Origin of the sequence: Jonesia quinghaiensis DSM 15701 (genome assembly GCF_000423205.1) — a bacterium.
GTDB lineage: Bacteria > Actinomycetota > Actinomycetes > Actinomycetales > Cellulomonadaceae > Jonesia > Jonesia quinghaiensis.
This window is the reverse complement of the sequence record NZ_AUHN01000004.1, coordinates 228,118-246,936: the sequence shown is the minus strand read 5'-3', so window position 1 is coordinate 246,936 and position 18,819 is coordinate 228,118. Positions and strand designations below refer to the sequence as shown.

At 58.1% G+C, this 18,819-nt stretch carries 19 protein-coding genes; 12 read left to right on the top strand and 7 right to left on the bottom strand.

The window, feature by feature from the left end:
• Nucleotides 1-58 precede the first annotated feature (58 nt).
• From G538_RS0101185 to G538_RS0101170, 4 genes are all read left to right on the top strand, one after another.
• Nucleotides 59-421, top strand: coding sequence for a hypothetical protein (locus G538_RS0101185; protein ID WP_029067875.1), 363 nt, complete (start codon nucleotides 59-61; stop codon nucleotides 419-421).
• Nucleotides 422-429: 8 nt separating this feature from the next.
• Complete coding sequence (locus G538_RS0101180) at nucleotides 430-1,692, top strand: hemolysin family protein (protein WP_029067874.1); 1,263 nt, start codon at nucleotides 430-432, stop codon at nucleotides 1,690-1,692.
• Between the two features lie 201 nt (nucleotides 1,693-1,893).
• Complete coding sequence (locus G538_RS0101175; RefSeq protein ID WP_029067873.1) at nucleotides 1,894-2,421, top strand: hypothetical protein; 528 nt, start codon at nucleotides 1,894-1,896, stop codon at nucleotides 2,419-2,421.
• Between the two features lie 155 nt (nucleotides 2,422-2,576).
• Nucleotides 2,577-3,104 (top strand): hypothetical protein, encoded by a 528-nt coding sequence (locus tag G538_RS0101170; protein ID WP_029067872.1) that lies wholly within the window; start codon nucleotides 2,577-2,579, stop codon nucleotides 3,102-3,104.
• Here G538_RS0101170 and G538_RS0101165 read toward each other — a convergent pair whose 3' ends face one another.
• The 3 genes from G538_RS0101165 to G538_RS14420 are packed head-to-tail and all read right to left on the bottom strand — an operon-like array spanning nucleotide 3,105 to nucleotide 7,857.
• Nucleotides 3,105-5,927, bottom strand: a complete 2,823-nt coding sequence (locus G538_RS0101165; protein WP_035832735.1) for a multicopper oxidase domain-containing protein — start codon at nucleotides 5,925-5,927, stop codon at nucleotides 3,105-3,107.
• Between the two features lie 2 nt (nucleotides 5,928-5,929).
• Nucleotides 5,930-7,051: a hypothetical protein gene (locus tag G538_RS0101160; protein ID WP_245566757.1), complete on the bottom strand. Its 1,122-nt coding sequence runs from the start codon at nucleotides 7,049-7,051 to the stop codon at nucleotides 5,930-5,932.
• Nucleotides 7,048-7,857: a helix-turn-helix transcriptional regulator gene (locus tag G538_RS14420; protein WP_051196430.1), complete on the bottom strand. Its 810-nt coding sequence runs from the start codon at nucleotides 7,855-7,857 to the stop codon at nucleotides 7,048-7,050. The genes G538_RS0101160 and G538_RS14420 overlap by 4 nt, the downstream gene beginning before the upstream one ends.
• A 193-nt stretch (nucleotides 7,858-8,050) precedes the next feature.
• Here G538_RS14420 and G538_RS0101150 point away from each other — a divergent pair, with 193 nt between their 5' ends.
• Entirely contained in the window at nucleotides 8,051-8,350 is a 300-nt protein-coding gene (locus G538_RS0101150; RefSeq protein WP_029067869.1) for a DUF2249 domain-containing protein, read from the top strand.
• Between the two features lie 235 nt (nucleotides 8,351-8,585).
• Here G538_RS0101150 and G538_RS0101145 read toward each other — a convergent pair whose 3' ends face one another.
• The gene (locus G538_RS0101145) at nucleotides 8,586-8,918 is read right to left on the bottom strand and encodes a metal-sensitive transcriptional regulator (protein WP_425402170.1); all 333 of its coding nucleotides are present in this window, start codon (nucleotides 8,916-8,918) and stop codon (nucleotides 8,586-8,588) included.
• A gap of 112 nt (nucleotides 8,919-9,030) precedes the next feature.
• Between G538_RS0101145 and G538_RS0101140 the strand changes: the two genes are divergently transcribed.
• From G538_RS0101140 to G538_RS0101130, 3 genes are all read left to right on the top strand, one after another.
• Entirely contained in the window at nucleotides 9,031-10,779 is a 1,749-nt protein-coding gene (locus G538_RS0101140; RefSeq protein WP_084617940.1) for an FAD-dependent oxidoreductase, read from the top strand.
• 90 nt (nucleotides 10,780-10,869) lie between these two features.
• The gene (locus G538_RS0101135; RefSeq protein WP_029067866.1) at nucleotides 10,870-11,055 is read left to right on the top strand and encodes a hypothetical protein; all 186 of its coding nucleotides are present in this window, start codon (nucleotides 10,870-10,872) and stop codon (nucleotides 11,053-11,055) included.
• Nucleotides 11,056-11,211: 156 nt separating this feature from the next.
• Nucleotides 11,212-11,886, top strand: coding sequence for a DNA-3-methyladenine glycosylase (locus G538_RS0101130; protein WP_051196429.1), 675 nt, complete (start codon nucleotides 11,212-11,214; stop codon nucleotides 11,884-11,886).
• On the opposite strand, the gene G538_RS0101125 is transcribed toward G538_RS0101130, so the two are convergent.
• Entirely contained in the window at nucleotides 11,872-12,753 is an 882-nt protein-coding gene (locus G538_RS0101125) for a LysR family transcriptional regulator ArgP (protein ID WP_029067864.1), read from the bottom strand. The two genes, G538_RS0101130 and G538_RS0101125, sit on opposite strands and share 15 nt — an antisense overlap.
• Before the next feature lie 57 nt (nucleotides 12,754-12,810).
• Between G538_RS0101125 and G538_RS0101120 the strand changes: the two genes are divergently transcribed.
• On the top strand, nucleotides 12,811-13,620 hold the full coding sequence (locus G538_RS0101120) for a LysE/ArgO family amino acid transporter (RefSeq protein WP_029067863.1): 810 nt from the start codon (nucleotides 12,811-12,813) through the stop codon (nucleotides 13,618-13,620).
• Between the two features lie 103 nt (nucleotides 13,621-13,723).
• Here the strand turns inward: G538_RS0101120 and G538_RS0101115 are convergent, their stop codons facing one another.
• Entirely contained in the window at nucleotides 13,724-14,368 is a 645-nt protein-coding gene (locus G538_RS0101115) for a DUF3060 domain-containing protein (protein WP_169514072.1), read from the bottom strand.
• Nucleotides 14,369-14,750: 382 nt separating this feature from the next.
• On the opposite strand from G538_RS0101115, the gene G538_RS17140 reads away from it, so the two are divergent.
• Entirely contained in the window at nucleotides 14,751-15,782 is a 1,032-nt protein-coding gene (locus G538_RS17140) for a hypothetical protein (RefSeq protein ID WP_157544253.1), read from the top strand.
• A gap of 121 nt (nucleotides 15,783-15,903) precedes the next feature.
• On the opposite strand, the gene G538_RS14410 is transcribed toward G538_RS17140, so the two are convergent.
• Nucleotides 15,904-17,070: a hypothetical protein gene (locus G538_RS14410; RefSeq protein ID WP_051196426.1), complete on the bottom strand. Its 1,167-nt coding sequence runs from the start codon at nucleotides 17,068-17,070 to the stop codon at nucleotides 15,904-15,906.
• Between the two features lie 130 nt (nucleotides 17,071-17,200).
• Here G538_RS14410 and G538_RS0101100 point away from each other — a divergent pair, with 130 nt between their 5' ends.
• Together G538_RS0101100 and G538_RS14405 are read left to right on the top strand one after the other, a co-directional pair.
• Nucleotides 17,201-17,740, top strand: coding sequence for a peptidylprolyl isomerase (locus tag G538_RS0101100; RefSeq protein WP_029067861.1), 540 nt, complete (start codon nucleotides 17,201-17,203; stop codon nucleotides 17,738-17,740).
• A 90-nt stretch (nucleotides 17,741-17,830) separates the two neighbouring features.
• Nucleotides 17,831-18,703 carry a rhomboid family intramembrane serine protease gene (locus tag G538_RS14405; protein WP_035832733.1) on the top strand — a complete coding sequence of 291 codons (873 nt, stop codon included), beginning with the start codon at nucleotides 17,831-17,833 and terminating at the stop codon, nucleotides 18,701-18,703.
• The last annotated feature ends 116 nt before the right edge of the window (nucleotides 18,704-18,819 follow it).

The window sequence follows — 18,819 nt, the reverse complement described above, 5'->3', positions numbered from 1 at the left end:
AGCGACACCCCTGACACAACGCAACGACTGCGCCAACCACAACCGCATGAGGAACCCCATGATGTACGCCATTGCCGCCGCGATACTACTCGCGGGCGTCATTCTTGTGATCCGTGCCGTTCGCAAGGAACGCCAACGGCCAGACCACCACATGACAGACGACGGGCAGGTCCTCCTCGCTGACACCTGGCAACACCGCCGCGACGCAGTCACCGGATACAACGCCCGCATCCGACTAGAAGCAAAAGGATTCACACTCCCGCACGCCACCTGGAACGACGAATGGGTCTCTACAATCCGGGCAACCCACGAACACATGGCAAATCCGCAGTGGCACACCGCATACATCATGCGCCGCCGTAAAGCTGCGAAACTCCCCGACCTCGTCCTGCCACCCGACCTGCGCCACACCGGAAAGTAGCCGACCTGATGGATGCTGACACCCTCGCCAATATTGGCTTAGTGTTCCTTTTTGTATTTATTGGCGGAGTATTTGCCGGGACCGAATTTGCTCTCGTGTCCCTGCGCGAATCCCAGATCAACCGAATCGAACAACGCGGTCCCAGGGGTCGCCGCGTAGCCAGCGTTGCGCGCGACCCCAACCGATTTCTCGCAGCAGTACAAATTGGGGTAACCGTTGCCGGGTTCCTTTCGGCAGCCTACGGCGCCTCTACGTTGGCACCAGATTTTGTCCCAGTGCTCCTGCGCCTAGGGATGCCAGAGGCCGTCGCTGAACCCGCCGCGCTGCTAGGTCTCACGCTCATGATCGCCTACCTGTCGTTGGTTTTTGGAGAGCTCGTTCCCAAACGCATTGCCCTGCAACGCTCCGAACAAGTGGCCTTGGCCGTGGGGCCACCGCTAGACCGCTTTGCCACGCTGATGCGTCCCGTCATTTGGTTGCTGTCCCGCTCCACAAACGCGGTTGTGCGGCTACTTGGCGGTGACCCGACGGCCCGCACGGAAGACATGTCACAAGAGGAGTTGCGAGAGATTGTTATCGCTCACGAAGGGCTCCCAGATGATGAACGACAACTTTTATCCGACGTTTTTAGCGCAGCAGAGCGCTCCATTGGTGAGGTCATGCGGCCACGTGGAGAGGTTGTTTTCGTCGACGCCTCCATGACTCTCGCTGATGCTGCGGACGTGGTACGGGATCAACCGTATTCCAGGTATCCGGTGATCGGCGATGGCTTCGATGACATTCATGGGTTCGTTCATATTCGCGATATTTTGCAAGCCCCACTGGGCAGGTCACCTGCGAAAGTGACCGTGCGTGACGTGGTGCGCCACATGATCGAGTTCCCGGTGACAAACAAACTTCTCCCCTCATTGCGAACAATGCAGGCGCAAGGAATCCATGTTGCGCTGGTCGTTGATGAGTACGGTGGCACTGACGGAATCGTGACGATGGAAGACCTCGTCGAGGAACTGGTGGGGGATATTCGCGACGAATATGACCCCCTTTATGTTGTCCAAGCAGCCGGTACATACAATGCAGGGTTGACGATTGAAGAATTTGCGGAGCAGACTGGGATAGCTCTCGTTGATGGACCCTACGAAACGGTTGCAGGGTTTGTTTTAGCCCAGTTAGGGCGTCTCGCCGAGGTAGGCGACGAAATTTCCGTTGATTCGCGAACAATCCGAGTAGTTGAGGTTGATGGGCGGAGAATCACCGCAGTGTCAGTGGCCTAAAGCTTGCGTGTTGTGTGAGTCCACGGGTAGAGATGTTCATTGCCTGTTTGAGCTTCGAAGAGGGAAAAGCGGGTGAGAAGTCCCCGAGCAAGAGCGCATTCGCCTGGACTTAAAAGCCTTTTCCTGGGAATAGGAATATTTCAGGCTCGACGTTTCTGGTAGCGTCAAGACGTTTTATTATGACGTGATTGGATTGAGCGCATGTTTTCACTTTCAGGCCGCCGGGCCTCCGCATTTTTTGCCACAGTTGCCTTAACTGTTGGGCTCGCTGCCTGCTCTGGTGACACCACCGAAGAAACAGAGCAGCCAACCGCCTCCCAAGAGTCAGAAGCACCAGCAGAGACAACTGACACTGGAGATGTCGCTGAATCCTGTGACGCGGTAAATGAAGCGCTAAGTGCGCAAGCAGATGCACTTCAAAACGCCATGACCTCCGCAACGTCAGGCGACACCCAAATCGCCGTCGATCTCATCGATGGTCTCATTGGTGCGTTGAACGAAGCAGAAGGTCAAGTGACAAACGCAGAGGTGAAAGCAGCCACTACAGAACTGCGCACCACCTTCGAAGAATTCCAAACCGCACTTGCTGAATTGGACTTCGAAAACCTCGACATCACTGACGAAGCATCCGTCGAAGAGTTTGAAAAACTCGCTGGTGACTTTGAAGAGATCGGAACGCAAGTTCAAGAGGCTGGTATTGCATTCGACGAACTCTGCGCAACTGCATAAAAAATTGCTGCTCTCAACCCATCACGCGGTGGCTTGAGAGCAGCAACACTTTCCTTGAAAAGCATCAGTAGAGGTCACTGCACATTGACGTGTCAGTGTCACAGCGAGGTGATAGCGTCAGACTTTCTGACCTTTACTGTGATAGGACCTCACGCATGTTTACACGCTCTGGCCGCCGCGCCTCCGCTTTTGTTGCAGCTGTCGCACTAACCATCGGCCTTTCCGCGTGCTCAAGTGACTCTGCTGACGACGCAGAGCAGCCAACTGCGGCTGAAGAGTCACAAGCTCCAGCAGAAGCCACTGAGGGCGAAACAGTTGCTGAAGCCTGTGCAACGATCAATGACACCATGAACCAAGAAGCAGACGCTCTCCAAGGCGCTATGGCGAACCTTGAAAGTGATGACTTCGACGCTGCAACAGAGGCAATGGGACGCCTCGTGACAGCCCTCAAGGGTGCCGAAGAACAGGTCACCAATACCGAGGTACAGACCGCTGCCACCGAGATGCGCGTCGTTTTTGAAGAGTTCCAAGGCATGATGGGTGACCTCAACCCCGAAAACCTTGACATGACCGATGAAGCAGAAGTCAAGGAATACCAAGAGCAAGCAGCCCGGTTCCAAGAGGTTGCCCTTGAAGTTCAAATCGCTGGCACTGCATTCGACGAACTCTGCGCAACAGCATAATCACCGGGCGCTCACGCTAAATACCCCTCGAGCCCCCATTTCGGCGTCCGCCATAATGTGGGTGACAAACGGGTAGTTTCCAGCTTCGGGGAACGTCAATTCCACAAAACCGCCCTGGGCGGCTTGCATACCGAGTGCTTGCGAGCCGCCATTGGCCGGGTCAGCTGGGCCCTTTTCGGAGCCAAGAATGTACTGTCCTTCAAACCACACCCGGTCAAACTGGCCACCCACAATGTGGAACGAAGACGGCTTATTGGGGCCAATGTCGAGCACCCACACCCGCACCCGTTCACCGGTGACGGCGGTGAGTGGATGGGCTGCGTACTGGCTGGCATACCCGTTAAAGGCCACCACGTCGGCGGCGTGACCACCGGACAAAGCCCGGTCAACATCGACGGTTCCGCCCTGCGGTCCAAGGTAGAACTCCGATTGTGTGAGCACGTAGGAGCGGTCAACCGCTGGCAGGTCATCTGGTTCAATGATGACCGCCCCGGCCATCCCATTAGCGATGTGTGCGGTCATGGGCATTGTCCCGCAGTGGTACATCCAGATCCCGGCGCGCTCCGCAGTGAACCGGTACACCAACGATTCACCTGGTGGGATGGTGCGCATAGGGCCGTCCGGGGCCAGATTTGAGGCGTGGAAATCAATGGAGTGCCCCATGCTGCCGTTGTTGACCAACGTGATTTCGAAAATGTCCCCCACCCGCCCATGCAAGGTAGGCCCTGGGGCAGCCCCATTGAAAGTCCACAAGCGTTGAGTGACACCTGGGGCTACCTCAATGTCTTTCTCCACAATCTCAAACGTTTCTCGATGCACCGTTGGGCTGCCATCGCTAGGTGCTGGGGACAGCGGAGGCAGGCTTGCGTCACGTGCCGTGAAATCGGCAGGTGGGGTGGCCATAGGGTCAAAATCGGTCGCAGCAGAATCGGTAGCTGCACCATCGGTTCCTGTGGTGCCGTGGCCCATAGCTGAGTGGTCCGTCCCCGAATCTGTGGGGGCATCGCTGGAATCGTCAGCAGAGGGTTGGGTGCTTTTCTCGCCACTGGTGAGGACCGTGAATACCATTCCCATGTTCTTGTGTCCCACAATGGAACACCACCCATCAAGCGCCCCAGACACCACACCCGCGTCCAACGTCGCGGAGTCGCCAGGGGCGATCCGCCCAGTCTTAGCGCCATTGGCTAAAACCAGGTCGTGAACATCAGCACCATCAGTGTTGGTGAGATTGATGACCAACTGATCACCAGGGTTCACCGTGATGGAGTCGGGGAAAAACCGCATGTCCCGAGCCTCCACGTCAACAGTGACTGTGTCACCTGTGGCGGGAACGTCGTGTGCTGCCGAATCGCCGACGACCCCACCACTAACAGAAACACCCCACCGCCCAGCGTCAGCGCCTTGACCAAGAGCCGTTTGGCCAAGAGCAGACGGGTCAGCGATCACCCCAACAACCACGGTCAACGCCACAGCGATCAGGCCGGTAGCTGCTTGACCCACTAACTGGCCGCGGGGCCGGTCCCCGGTGGCGGACATCGGCCCAGTATGTTCAGGAGCAGCTAGGTGGGCGCTGGGGTCACGTTGTGCCTGCTTCGCGGCACGCATCGCCTGCACCATCAACACCAAGAAAGACGCCATCACACCCACGTACAGCAACGATGCTGCCACCCGGACAATAGACGGAACCGGCAGCGCACACACGATAAGAGCGCCGTGTGTGGCAGTAATACGGAACCAGGCGCCACGGTCCATCACCTGGTTTGCTGCCCTCGCAGAAGCAGGGCCACGAGATACCGACACTGGCACCAAATAAGACAACGCCCCCACCAGAACCGGCAAAGCCACCCCGGCAGCAAGGAACGGGGTAATCCACGTGAAATGATCCTGTGCAACAACCCAGTCGTTCCGTGGAGAAGCGATCGCCACCCACACGGTCAGGTACACCAAACAACCAACAAGCCACACCTGGGAGGCGGCAACAGACTGTGCCGCAAAGGTGACGGGCCTTTTTGACCATGCAGTGCGCACCAAAGGTACTTCTAACACCACAACCCCGGCGATATACACCGCCAAGCCCACTGCGACCAGCCACAACCAACCAACCAACGACCCCGCTGAAGCAATAACCACCCCGCCCACAAGAACCGGAAGCGCCCGGCGGGCCGCAGGCAACGAATCATCACGCAATTTAGTGCGCAAAATCGTGGGCCACAGCGTGATCAACGTGCCAAGGATCGTCAAACCCATCCACCCCAACACGTTCAACAGGGCATGAGAGAACTTCACCTGTGCATGGGTAGGGTCAGCAAAACCATGCGACAACAACGTGCCCAACACCGCACCCACCGGTAAAAACACAGCAGCCGCAGTATAAAAATGGACGGTCGAAGCGAAACGCGTCCCCAACGCTGAACGCAACCTACGCCACAGCGACACACCGTGCCACAACACACCCGCACCAATGGCGCTGGCCCCCACCGCGGTAACCGGCCACCACATGCCCAGCACGCCAACAATGACCACGACAGTGCCCGCGTTCAACAACACCAAACGCACAGTTTGGTGGCGGCGCTGCACGTCAGTGATTTGCGCATGCAATAACGCCACAGCGAAATGTTGAGACCACACCAGAATCGAATGACTGATCGCGCCAAGGAACACCAGGTGGAGCATGAGCCAACGCGGCGCTGGAACCCACTGATGCACCAACGTCGCAACCACGGCAAGAACAAGCCACACCACGGCAGGTAGGTCGCGCATCGGCTGAAAACCGCGGCTCGTTGGCCGCGCAGAATCGGCGTGGGCAATGGGCAATGAACGCATCGTCACGATGACACTCCCTGAGAACGAGTAGCGAGGAGCGCAGAACCCAGCGCAATCACGAAGAAACCAGCAACCCCAACAACGTTGGCAACCCCACCAACCATGTGGGCCAGCGGAATACCCAACAGATCACCCAACCAAATGCGGGCCACCAAACCGCCATGCACCACCAGCGCAGCCACCCACATCACGGGCCGATACGGCAACGGTCGGCGAATCACCGCAGGCAAAATCACCGACGAATGCGCCATAATCATCGAGATGGTGAACCCAATGAACACTGCATGAATTACCGCATCGTATGGCCCACCCATAAACGCTGGCCCACCGACCCACACCACCCCGGCGACAAGCAACCACCCATACCCGGCAAGCATGCACGCCGCCATGAAACGGGTATGCCCGGTAGTGCGGATCATCTTGTTAGCAACATCATTCGCCGCCAACCACGCAGTGAGTGCCACAACAACAACCCCCAACAGTGGGTACCCCACGCCAGGCCACAACAAGGCAACCACCGCAGCGCAGCAATAAGCCAACGCGAAACTGGAGAGTAAAGCGTTAGCCCGCGGCCCCATCGCAAACCGGGCAAGTTCAAGGCGTTCGCCAGCAATGGTGAGAATGACAAAACCCGCCAGCCACGCAATGAGCACTGACACCGGAACACCACCAGCCCTCAACGCAGCAGCTATCACCGCGCACACGGCACCCAACGCCTGCACAAGGACCGCCTCATCACGGTTACGCAACCACAACGGCCGGTAGATCGCCGCGAGAACGCTCGCGCCCGCAACCATCAGCCACGCACCAGCCGCAGTGGGCAGCGGAGTAATAGCGCCGATGCTCCCCACGCTCAACAGCACAGGTGCGGCATAGCCCCACAGGCGCCCCAACGCCACTGCCCGTTCCAGGGCGATGAGTGTTCCCACAAACCCCAACGTCATGAGGTACCCGTGCTGGTCAGCCAACCGTGATGAGGTGACGGGTGCCCACGTGCCTAGCAGTTGAAGCGCAGCGTTGAGCCCCAACAACAGGGCCGCGCCTGCAGGGAGGATGAGGAGGGCGCGCAACGGCACAGTTGGGCGGGTCCGTGAAGCAGGTGGGGGAGTGGGCGTCGTTGTCACGGTGAAGAGCTCACGTTGTGAGGGGTGGTAGCACTGCGCAGGCGCAGATGCAGGGCACAAGCATCGGGCGTAGCAAAAGGAATGAGTTGTGTCCCTGTGGCGTCGTGTCCCAACGTGTGAGCCACACCTTCAATGAGCCCAAGGTGCACACTGCACACCACGCCCGGATATTTGCGGGCCGCATCAATGAGTGGGCACTGCGTAAGCTCAATGCGTTCATCAGTCCCAACCCCTGACACAGCTGTGCCTGCACCCGTGTTCACTGTGGTGTCGCTGAGGCGGGGGGCGAAACCCAGATGCGCAAGAAGACCGGTGATATGTGTCGCGGCAGCCTCAGTGTCGGATGTGCCGCGCACCTTCGAAGCATAAAGACCTAATTGGCCTGCCAAAGACTTCCCCCACTCGTGCCCCGTTTCACGGGCAGCAAGTTCAGGTGCCGGTGCGGTGCGGTGGATGGTTGCAGCAAGAGCCGTAGCCAAATGGGCGTACTCGTTCTCTTGGGTGACAACAGCCCGCCATAACCACGCCGGGCGGCCGCGGCCATCACTTGGGCCTTGAGTGCGCATCACATAACCATCAATCAGTAACGCTTCAAGGTGGCCACGCACAGTGTTCTCGTGCAGGCCAATGATTTTGGCAAGGCAGGTCAGGGTTATCGGTGTTGGGTGTTGTTCGAGTTCTCGCAGAACAGCGAGGCGCGAAGGAGAAAGCGCACGTGTGCGCTTACTGGCGCCGGTATGGCCGCAGGCCCGAGGACCACTGCGTCGGTGTGGTTCCGCTGGGTCGCTGACGGCATTGTTTTTCACGGACTTAACACTAGTCAATAAAAACGAATCCAGCCTAGGACTATTGGTGGTTGATAAATCAACGATCTTTGGCGGGACTTAAGTCATTTAAAACGAACTTCTCCGTGGTTAATGTTGGGGGAGTGTGATGGGTGGCTGCGTAGTTGGGTCAGCACTCCCGCGCATCGTGTTCCTCTGATGAAAGGCGTATCCCATGAGTAAGCAAACAGGCCTAGAAATTGGCGAAAAACCAACGAGCGGTTGCGCCTGTGGTGACCATGACGTTGTTGACTACCCTGAACTTGACACCCGGGTCATCCCGCACGCGATCCGGCACGCCACGATCTTTGGTGCGTTGGGGTCAATTGTTGAGGGCCGCGGAATGGTGATTGTTGCTAATCACAACCCTGTTCCGTTGCTTACGCAGTTGGAAGAGCGGGCGCCTGGTCAGTTTGATGTGACCTACCTGGAGGAAGGTCCAGAGGTTTACCGGGTTCAGTTCGTTCGCCTATAAGCGCATCCTCTTCGCGCGTCCCTTTTACGCACTCCCACTCGCGGTTCCATACGCACCTCTTTACGTACCTCCCTTATGCGCCTCCCTATGCGCCGAGATCCTAGATCTCGCATCGAAATCCTTTGCGCGGTCAAGGATCTCAGTGCGAGATCTAGGATCTCGGCCTTTTTTGTGTGAGGGAGGGGGCGATGCGCGCCGTGGGTGAGGTGGTGATGCTGAGGTCCCGCTGAGCTGGTTACGCCAGGGTGAGGAAGAGTTTTTCGAGTTCGTCGAGGGTGAGTGGCCCCTTTTTGCCTTCTTCGGTGGCTTCTTCTTGGCGTTCAGGGTCAAGAACGCAGTCCTTCATTGCAGATGAAATGATGGCGAACCCGGCTTTGTCGAGGGCCGAGGAAACTGCGGAGAGTTGCGTGACAACGTCTCGGCATTCTGCGCCTGATTCGACTTGAGCAATGAGTCCAGCGAGCTGGCCGTTTGCTCGTTTCAGGCGGTTCACGATTCGCTTGCGGGCGGCGAGTTGTTCTTCGGTGTCGGCTTTCATGATTCCCTCTGGTGCGTGTGTGGTCTTCATTATTGTCCCCTCTGGTGCGGTCATTGTGTGACGCATGACCATATGACATTCTATACCCCTGGGGGTATATTAAGGAATAGAGATTCACACCACCACACCCAAGGGAGAGCAGATGCCACACCAGACATCGGCATCACAAAGCGCCACCAGCACCAACGCTACCAATGTGCACAACATTGTTGTTATCGGCGGCGTTGCCGGCGGCATGAGCGCCGCCGCCAGGGCGCGGCGCATCGCAGAAACCGCGAACATCATTGTGCTGGAAAAAGGCGCCGAAGTGTCCTTCGCGAACTGTGGTTTGCCGTACTACGTCGGTGGAGAAATCGCCACAGCCGACAAACTCCAAGTCCAAACCCCACAAAGCCTGGGTGCATCACTCAACCTCGATGTGCGCATCCACTCTGAAGCTACCCACCTGGACCACACAGCCCAAACCGTCACCGTCATCCACACCGACCCCACCACCGGTGACACCGACAGTTACACGCTGCCCTATGACGCGCTGATCCTCTCCCCAGGTGGCGTGGCCATCACCCCACCCATCAGCGGCATCGACTCCCCACGGGTGCGCACCCTGCGCACCGTCCCAGACGCCATCGCGATGCGCAACACTGTTGAAGCAGGAGCGAAACGCGCCGTGGTCCTCGGGGCAGGATTCATCGGGCTGGAAGCAGCAGAAGCACTCGAGGCACAAGGCCTCGAGGTGCACGTGGTGGAACTCGCAGACCACGTACTGCCACCCCTAGACACCGAAATTGCCGACGTCGTCACCAAAGAACTGACCCGCCTCGGCATGCACCTACACACCGGGGTTGCTGCGCAAAGCATCGAACACCATGACACCCACGACACCGTGATCCTCGCGGACGGCACCCGGATCGACACTGACCTTGTTGTGCTGTCAGTGGGCGTGCGCCCAGACACCCAAGTCTTCCAAGACGCTGGCCTGGACACAGAACGCGGCGCGATCATCGTCAACAACCACGGTCAAACCAACCTGCCCAACGTGTGGGCAGTCGGCGACGCAACCCTATCGACCGATGCAGTGACCGGCATTCGCCGTCCCGTTGCGTTGGCAGGCCCAGCGAACCGTGCCGGGCGGCTCGTGGCTGACCACATCATCAACCCAGCCACCGCCCGCCCCATCCCGCAACCAGTTGGCACAGCCATTGTGCGCATCGGTGAGTACGGGGTGGCTATGACCGGTGCAAGCCGCAAAGTCCTGACTGATGCTGGCATTGCTTTTCACTCGATCTACCTGCATCCCCTCAACCACGCCGGGTACTTCCCTGGCGCAAACGCCATCTCGCTGGTTGTCCACTTTGCACAGGCGGACGGTCGCATCCTCGGTGCCCAGGCCGCAGCGAAAGACGGTGCCGACAAGCGCATCGACGTTCTCGCCACAGCGATTCGTGCGGGCATGAACATTGAGGACCTCATTGACCTTGACTTGGCGTACTCACCACCGTTTGGTCAGGCAAAAGACCCCGTAAACCTCGCTGGAATGAACGGTGCGAACGTCATGAGTGGCGCTATCCGGCTGTGGTACCCGTGGCAACTACAGCAGATGCGCGACAACGCACTGATTCTCGATGTCCGTGGTGCCGGTGAGTACGCTGGTGGGCACGTGCCTGGTGCCCTCAACATTGCACACACTGACCTGCGCGAACGCCTCGACGAGGTACGTGAGGCAGCAGCGGGACGCCCAGTGCGCGTCATGTGCCACTCGGGGATGCGCTCCTACTTGGCGCATCGGATCCTCGACCAGGCAGGTTTCGATTCAGCGACCTTGTCCGGGGGCATGCTTACCCTCAAAGCGCACCTCGGTGACGCAGCGCACGACATCCTTGTGACCGAGTAGTTCAGCTCGGCGCTACAAACGCTTCACAAGCAACGCAGTACCTCAACAGCATTCCCCTCTCACAGCACCATCACACCAAGGAGAACAAATATGTGCCGTCCAGTTTCATGCAAAGTATGTGGCAAAACCACGTGGGCTGGCTGCGGTCAGCACGTTGGTGACGTCAAAGCTATGGTGCCTGCCGCCCAATGGTGCAACGGCCAACACACTGACGCTGAGCAAGCACAAGCATCCACCAACCAGGGTGGGTTCTTGTCCAAGATCTTCGGCCGCTAACACGTGACCTGCCGCTAACACGTGACCTGCCGCTAACCGGTGACCTGCCGCTAACCGGTGACCTGCCGCTCACCGGCCTCCGGCCGCTCCTTGAGCCTGATCACACATAGCGCCGCCCACCTGCCTGATCTACACCGTTCGGGTACGCTGACGCCCATGGTTGATGCGTGCCCGAACGGTTTTTTTGTGCCCGACCGCCACTTTTTCGAACGGCCTGCCCGCGAGGTCGCCCCCGCTTTACTGAACGCCCGGATCACAACGTTCTTTGAACCTGGCCCCGTTACCGTACGCATCACAGAAGTTGAGGCCTACCACGGGCCTGGCATGGACGCGGTGCCTGACTCCGGTTCCCACGCCCGGATGGGCCCCACCGCACGAAACGCCACCATGTTTGGCCCACCAGGGCATATGTATGTGTATTTGTCCTACGGGATTCATAGCGCAGCAAACGTGGTGTGCTCCCCAACTGGCACCGCATCAGGGTTACTGTTGCGGGCTGGTGAAGTTGTCGACGGTGCGGACATCGCGCAGTCACGCCGCCCAGCAGCCACGACACCCCGAGATTTGGCCCGTGGGCCGGGCCGCCTTGCCCAAGCGTTGGGTATCACTTACCCCATACACGACGGGACCGATGCTCTAGGTGGTGGCATGGCAAGCATCGTGCTGCCTGTTCCCGGCTCTGAATATGCCGTGCACCCTGACAGTATCGGCACCTCCCCGCGTACCGGAGTATCAGGGGTTGCAGGCACCGATGCTTTTCCGTGGCGGTTCTATATTCTTGGCGACCGTTATGTGTCGCCCTTTAGGGCAGGGCGCTCACTTAATGCGTAGCGCGTAAGCTGCGGCATCTTGGATGGCTTGCCGCAGTGTGTTGAGTGCTGGTGATTCCAGTTTCCATTGTTGCCAGTACAAGGTGATGTCAAAGTGTTCAGACAGGTGGATAAGCTCACCGGTTTCGAGGGCATCTTCGATTTGTATTTCTGGGGCGAGACCCCAGCCCATGTCTTGTTCTATGGCGTGGACAAACGAGTAACTGGACGGCACATAGCATCGTGAGGGTGCGTCGGGGTCAACACCGTGGGCTTGCAGGAGTAGGTGTTGGAGTTTGTCTTTCCGGTCGAAGACGACGGTGGGTGCTTTTTCCAGTGCGGCGGGTGTCAGGCCGCGGGGGAACCACCGGGCGGCGAAGGCGGGCGTGGCAACGGGGAGGTAGCGCATGACTCCGAGCCGGTATGACTCGCAGCCTTGGATGGGGTCAGCGACTGATGTGACGGCGGCGAGGACGGTGCCTGTTCTCAGCATTTCAGCGGTGTGATCTTGATCATCGCGAAGGATGTGGAAGTTCGCTGTGTCCCGGATGGAGGCGAGCGCTGGGATGATCCACGTCTCTAGTGAATCGGAGTTCACCGCGAGGGGGATGTCGGGTGGTCCGGTGGACACGAGATCTGTTTGTCCGAGGGTTTGGGAGAGCACTGCGTCGATCTGACGGCCTGCTTGCACGTATGGAATGCCTGCTGGGGTGGGGCGTGCGGGTTTTGTGCGTTGGATGAGGACTTGCCCGGCGGCGGTTTCGAGCGATTTGATGCGTTGGCTGATTGCGCTGGGTGATACCCGCAGGACGGCGGCGGCGCCGTCGAAGGAACCTTCGTCAACAACGGCAAGCAGGGCTTCGAGATGCCCGAGTTCCACCTTCATCATTAGCCCACCTTCATCAGGAACAGTTTCATTAACTGTACTGAGGTTACCCCCGCTGTCATGGTAGGACGCGTGATTTCCTTCCCCGTCATTCTCGCTGGCCTTGGCTTTGGCCTGTCCCTTATTGTCGCCATTGGCGCGCAGAACGCCTTTGTCCTACGGCAGGGTCTGAAGCGCGAGCATGTCGGTATTCTTATTGCGATCTGTATTGCCTCTGACATCATCCTTATTTCTGCGGGTATCGCAGGCTTTGGTGTCGTTGTTGCGAAGGCGCCGTGGGTGATCCCCATTGTCACGTTCTTCGGAGTGTCATTCCTTTTTTGGTACGCGATGCTGGCGTTTCGCCGGGCAATTCGCCCGGAGGCGCTTGATGTCGATGCGCCTGATCTTCAGCCAACACCCGTTGTCCCGGCGGGTTCCGTGAGTTCCCCCGACGTTGTCGGTGACCCCGCACTTGAGGGCGGCCAGTCGGGGTTAGTCACACCGGGTGCCACAACTGGAACGGCAGTTCTTCCGATGCCCATCGCCGCACCAGCGGAGACCCACGTTGAGGTGCCTAAACCACGGATGTCTTCCCGCCGTGCGGTAATCATTCAGATCCTGATTGTTACGTACCTCAACCCGCATGTGTACCTCGATACGTTGGTGCTGATGGGGTCAGTGGCGTCGACGTATGGTTCGTTGAAATGGAGCTTCGCGATTGGAGCTTTCATGGCAACGATCACCTGGTTTTTCGCGTTGGGGTTTGGATCACGAGTACTCGCTCCGATTTTCCGTCGCCCATCAGCCTGGCGTGTTCTTGACGCTCTTATCGGTCTGATGATGCTCTTTCTCGCCACGAAGCTGGCAGTCGAACTCTTCCACGGCTGACCGTTTTTTGCGCGAGAGATAACCACGAGTGCCGTGACTGCGACGTTCCCTTACCGGGGGAGCGCAGCGGTCACGGCACTTTGTGTTTCACCGCTTTGGTGTTTCACCGCTTTAGTGTGTTGTCTCCTTCGTTGACGTCAGGTTTTTTCACTCCTTCTTTCCACACCACGGTGTTTGAGGTGCCACGGAGTTCTAGTTTGTTGATGGTTGTGGCCCGCACCGTGTGGTTCACCCCGTACAGGGTCAGAGCGTCGATGCTCTGCGCAGTGATCCGCGTATTCTCGCCTTTGACTTCAATGGCACTGGGAGTGGTGGTGGTCAAGGTGATGCCGGTACCAGCAAGGTCAACGTCACCGGTTATCGGGGAGTCAAGTGTTGTGTTTTGGCCTTGTAGTGTCACGTTTCCCCAGGTGTCACCGGTGAGGTTGTGGTCCTCGCCTAAGATCGACACTGTTTGCGCGGACTCTATATTTGCTGTGATTCCGATGCCTTCGATGTGGACTCGGCCGCACTGCCCGGTGATAACGGGGGTGAGGTTACTGCCGCGCACCACAACATCAGTTCCATCGGTGCAAGCCCCACCGTTTGTGAAGTCGGTTTTTGGTGCATCAGCTGGGTTGTTGTCTTCTTGGGTTGCGGCAGTGTCGGTGGTTTCCTCCGCTGGTGTGGTCGTTGAGTTTCCGCAACCTGACAGTAGGGCGAGGAGGGTTGCTAGTGACAGGGTGGTGAGGGCAACGCGTGCGCGCACGAAGGCTCCTTGGGGTGAGTTGAGTGTGCAGGGGCTCTGGAGGGCGCCGGTGCACGGCAGGGTGGAAACGGGCCGCGCGGTCATTGCGTGGGGGCGTTAACCTCCTCATTTTGATGTCCTATAGGGTCGCCGCCGATGGGGAGACCTGTCCCGGTTTTTCCTGGGCGCTAGAAGAAAACCGCCCAGGTATGCGGTTTGTGTGCAGGAAGCGTGATCGAGCGGCGCAATGATGGGGAGTGCTCACCGAAAACGTCTCTTTCGTTGGGATTTTTCATCCTTTACCGTCAGGTTAGGCGTTGCACGCCATTTCACGTCGGGTGACATCTCCACCCCCATCATTCCGCCCCTGCTGCAACGCAACATCTTCATGGAGGTTCTACGGATGAGTGGCGTCTATTCCAGTCAGTTGTTATCCGGTCCTCGCGGGCGCCGTCTTCTGCTTGAGCTTGCCTCCTCACGTAACGAGGTTCTTGAAAAGCTACTCATTCAGAGCGTCGCTGGTGGACTGGATTCCCATATCCGCGCTCAAGTAATTGTTGAGTTGGGTCGCTCTGTTGCAGCAGTAGAAGCAGAACCGCCTAACGAGTACGAACTACTCTTGGCGCTGCGCGAAACCGTCGCATCGGCGCAGTACTGGCAGTCCCCAGATATTGAGGATGCTCTCCTGTCCCAACAGTCGGTTGCAGCCGCGTTGCGCCCGCTCGCTAAAGCAGTTGCTGAGGTTGTGCCGCAGTGGTGGTCGAGTGACATGGGTGGGCAACAACGCCGTGTCCAAGAGGAAACGGCGATCCCCTTCAGCGACCCGGCGGCATGGGAGGCAGCGGCGGGCGTCCAGCAGTGGTACCGCAGGGCTATGGCTGAGGAACTCCACTCGCAGCAGCATGACACTGACCCAGAGGCTGAGATCTCTGGCATGTGGTGGTCAACCCCTGCCCACGAGGCGGTTCCGGCCACAACACGTTCATTGGGCGATCTTGGCCCGGTGGGACTGTGGGCTCAAGAGGACATGTCCGTCAGCCAACACGCGGTGACGTGGCCAATTGAGATCGTTGGTCCCTCGAAGGTGCTGGAAATTCGCAGCGCAGCAGACTACGTCAAACTTGTGGAACGCTACCCACTGAGAATGACTCGCTCTAGGTTGCATGACTGGTACCGGGTGACTGGTTCAGTCGATGAGTGGTTCATTCCGCACTGGGGCCTGATCGCCAAAGAATACGAGGCGGTACACCTCAGCGCAGTGGCGTACTTGGAAACCGCGACCCGTCGTTTGCCTATCGCAGGTGGCTCGACGATGCTCGCTGGCTGGTCCCCAGACGTCACCTACTGGATTGGGAACTGTGTTGTGGGCGGCTCATCGCCGCAAGAGTGGGAACACAAGGCTGTCGGCAACGGCGACCTGTGGCTCGCTGCCTAACAAATACACACCGAAACACAAAAACTGACGAAAACGCATCGTGGGGGTAACGGAACATTCCGTTACCCCCACGATGCGTTGTGTCGTGTGAGGTGCGCCGAGCGCACCTCACACGAGTGACTTACTTGTCTGAATCTGGCTTGGTGGCCTCTTCAACTGTTTCAGCGGCATCTTTCGCGACATCTGCGGCTTTGTTCGCTGCATTATCAACGGCGTCAGCTACGGGAGTTGATTCCCCGCTGATGTCTGCTGCTTGCCCGGTCGCGTTCTTAGTCTTTGGGCGACCACCGGGGCGAGGTGCCTTCTTCGCTGCAGTCTCGCGTACTTCAGCGATCTTCTCGGATGCTTTGCCAGCGAGCTCTTCGGAGGTTTCTTTAATGTCCTCAGACGCATCGCGGGCCGCTTCAGCGAGCTTCCCAGTCACATCGCGACCTTTAGCGTAAGTGTGACCTGCTGCTTCACCAACAGCCTCAGCTGCGGAGCCGATCTTCTCTTTAGCTGTGTCTACAGTGTCAGAGAACCGCAAGTTGTTGTCATCCTGCTCCCATGGCTCAGCCCATGGGTCAGTGGTGGGCTGGGAACGACGCCACAACAGGTAGGCGCCACCTGCGGCGGCAGCACCACCAACGATGAGCCATCCTTTACCAGAACGCTTTGATGACTTTTCGGCTTTACGGGCAGCCTCAGAGAGTTTAGCTGGCCCGCGCTTGGATGCTTTCTCCAAGGACTTTGCCAGGTGCTTTGCTTGCTTAGTGGCTCGCTTGTTGGCGCGCTTGCTCATTTTCTTCCCTGCTGCGGCGGCAGTAGCTGCGCCAGCGGTTGTGGCAGCTGCGAATTTCGCGGTGCGCGCATCGATAGCCTCGCCGATAGCTTTACCGTCGATGGCGTTATTTGTGCCTGTCGCTACAGTTTCTGCTGCTGCGGCTGCGCGGTCAGCTGCTTCGTTAAAGATGGTGACGAGTCGCGGTAGGACTTCATCAACGATCTTGTCGTGGGCAATACCAACAGCGGGGGTAGCCTTCTCGGCAACCTTTTCGACGCGTGGCGCTGCTGCCTTAACAGCTTCGTTCCATGCCTGCTCTACGCGGGGTGTGGCCCATTCGACGAATGCCTCAACCTTGGGTGTGCCCCAGTCCTTGACGCCTAGCGCTGTTTCGCGCGCTTTCACGGAGAACTCATGTGCGTAGTCCTGCGCGTGGTGTGCAACGTTGCCGGCTTGGTCTTTGATCTTGTCGGCATCGATAGTGTCAGAGGTCGCTCGAGCGAACTTCTTGATGTGGTCGGACATGAAGAACTCCTTAGGGGTTTCTTTCTCTTATCCTTACTCTCTCACTTTGTGGGTTAGCCTGCAGGGGAAATCACGAGATGTTCATAAGTTCAGGACAACGAGGCCCCGCGATTCATGGAACAATGAAGGAATGTTCGCAACACTGCACACCACTGCTGGTGACATCCGCATTGAACTGTTCCCCAACCATGCGCCTAAGACTGTCGAGAACTTCGTCGGTCTTGCACAGGGCACAAAAGCATGGACTGACCCCAAGTCAGGTGAAGAGCGCAAGGACCCGTTCTACGACGGTCTGATCTTTCACCGTGTCATCCCGAACTTCATGATTCAGGGTGGTTGCCCATTGGGCACAGGAACAGGTGGCCCAGGCTACACCTTCAATGACGAGATCCACCCAGAGCTCACCTTCTCAAAGCCCTACCTGCTTGCTATGGCCAACGCTGGAAAGCGCATGAGCCCCATCACTGGTCAGCCTGCAGGGACGAACGGCTCCCAGTTCTTCATCACTGTTGACCAGACAACGTGGCTCAACGGTAAGCACACCATCTTTGGTGAGGTGGCTGACGATGCCTCCCGCGCCATTGTGGACAAGCTTGCTGCTGTGAAAACCCGCCCAGGTGACCGTCCCGTTGAGGACATCACCATCAACTCGGTTTCCATCGAAGACTGACATCATGTGTGACAAGCGACCGGGCAATTTCTGCCCGGTCGCTTGTCTATGTGCCCACTGACTCACCCTGTCACGGGTGAAGGAGACAACGTGTCTGAATCTGCTTTTGGTGTACACGGGCCGCAACAGTCAGTGCCTGTGTGCCGTAACCATGCTGACCGCCCAACCTATGTGCGCTGTCAGCGCTGTGACCAACCGATCTGCTCGGACTGTACTCGTCAGGCGGCAGTTGGAGTTCAGTGCCCCCAGTGTGTCGATGCGGGAAAGAAAAATGTCCGCACGCCGCGCACCGTTGCCGGAGCTGAGATTGGTAACACCAAGCCGGTTGTCACCTACGGCATTATTGGCGTGAGTGTGGTGGCGTTTGCAGCGCAAATGCTGTTGGGGTGGGACTCATTCACTCAGTACTTTGTGTTCGCCCCGTTCTTGGGCCTTGATGAGCCGTGGCGTTTTGTTACTGCTGCGCTCTTGCACTCCACTGGGTGGCTGTTGCACATTGCCTTCAACATGTGGGCGTTGTGGGTTGTGGGGTCCCAGTTGGAGTTGATTCTTGGGCGAGCGCGTTTCATCACCTTGTATGTGTTGTCTGCAATTGGTGGGCACGTTGCGGTGCTGCTTTTGGCGTCACCATTGAGCGACTCGTGGGCTGTGGGGACTTTGGGGGCCTCAGGTGCTGTGTTCGGTTTGTTTGGTGCGCTGGTGCCGGTGATACGTCGGGTGGGCGGGGATCTGCGTGGCATCACTGGTCTTATTGCGATCAACGTGGTGTTGGGGTTTGTGATACCCAACATTTCGTGGCAAGGCCACTTGGGTGGGCTTGTAACAGGCCTGGCGCTGTCTGCGCTGTATGTGCGCGCACCCCGTGACAAGAAGGGCCTGGTCGCTGTTGTGGGTTCGGTTCTTGTGGCTGTGGTGTTGATTGGTGCAGCACTAGGAAAGTACGCGGCGGTGGGGTACCTTTAGTCGCCGATGCCTTATCCACACCTGTGGATAAACGTGTGGATAAGTTTTTGGGGTGGTGACGAAAAAGGCTGGGGCAACGAAGAAAATCTCGTTGCCCCAGCCCTTTTACTCAAACA

Coding starts and splice junctions, on each gene's coding strand:
- G538_RS14410 (WP_051196426.1), bottom strand. CDS start 17,070: ATGTCCGACCACATCAAGAAGTTCGCTCGAGCGACCTCTGACACTATC.
- G538_RS17140 (WP_157544253.1), top strand. CDS start 14,751: ATGAGTGGCGTCTATTCCAGTCAGTTGTTATCCGGTCCTCGCGGGCGC.
- G538_RS0101185 (WP_029067875.1), top strand. CDS start 59: ATGATGTACGCCATTGCCGCCGCGATACTACTCGCGGGCGTCATTCTT.
- G538_RS0101180 (WP_029067874.1), top strand. CDS start 430: ATGGATGCTGACACCCTCGCCAATATTGGCTTAGTGTTCCTTTTTGTA.
- G538_RS0101100 (WP_029067861.1), top strand. CDS start 17,201: ATGTTCGCAACACTGCACACCACTGCTGGTGACATCCGCATTGAACTG.
- G538_RS0101170 (WP_029067872.1), top strand. CDS start 2,577: ATGTTTACACGCTCTGGCCGCCGCGCCTCCGCTTTTGTTGCAGCTGTC.
- G538_RS0101140 (WP_084617940.1), top strand. CDS start 9,031: ATGCCACACCAGACATCGGCATCACAAAGCGCCACCAGCACCAACGCT.
- G538_RS0101130 (WP_051196429.1), top strand. CDS start 11,212: ATGGTTGATGCGTGCCCGAACGGTTTTTTTGTGCCCGACCGCCACTTT.
- G538_RS0101145 (WP_425402170.1), bottom strand. CDS start 8,918: ATGAAGACCACACACGCACCAGAGGGAATCATGAAAGCCGACACCGAA.
- G538_RS0101120 (WP_029067863.1), top strand. CDS start 12,811: ATGGTAGGACGCGTGATTTCCTTCCCCGTCATTCTCGCTGGCCTTGGC.
- G538_RS0101125 (WP_029067864.1), bottom strand. CDS start 12,753: ATGATGAAGGTGGAACTCGGGCATCTCGAAGCCCTGCTTGCCGTTGTT.
- G538_RS0101175 (WP_029067873.1), top strand. CDS start 1,894: ATGTTTTCACTTTCAGGCCGCCGGGCCTCCGCATTTTTTGCCACAGTT.
- G538_RS0101135 (WP_029067866.1), top strand. CDS start 10,870: ATGTGCCGTCCAGTTTCATGCAAAGTATGTGGCAAAACCACGTGGGCT.
- G538_RS0101165 (WP_035832735.1), bottom strand. CDS start 5,927: ATGCGTTCATTGCCCATTGCCCACGCCGATTCTGCGCGGCCAACGAGC.
- G538_RS0101150 (WP_029067869.1), top strand. CDS start 8,051: ATGAGTAAGCAAACAGGCCTAGAAATTGGCGAAAAACCAACGAGCGGT.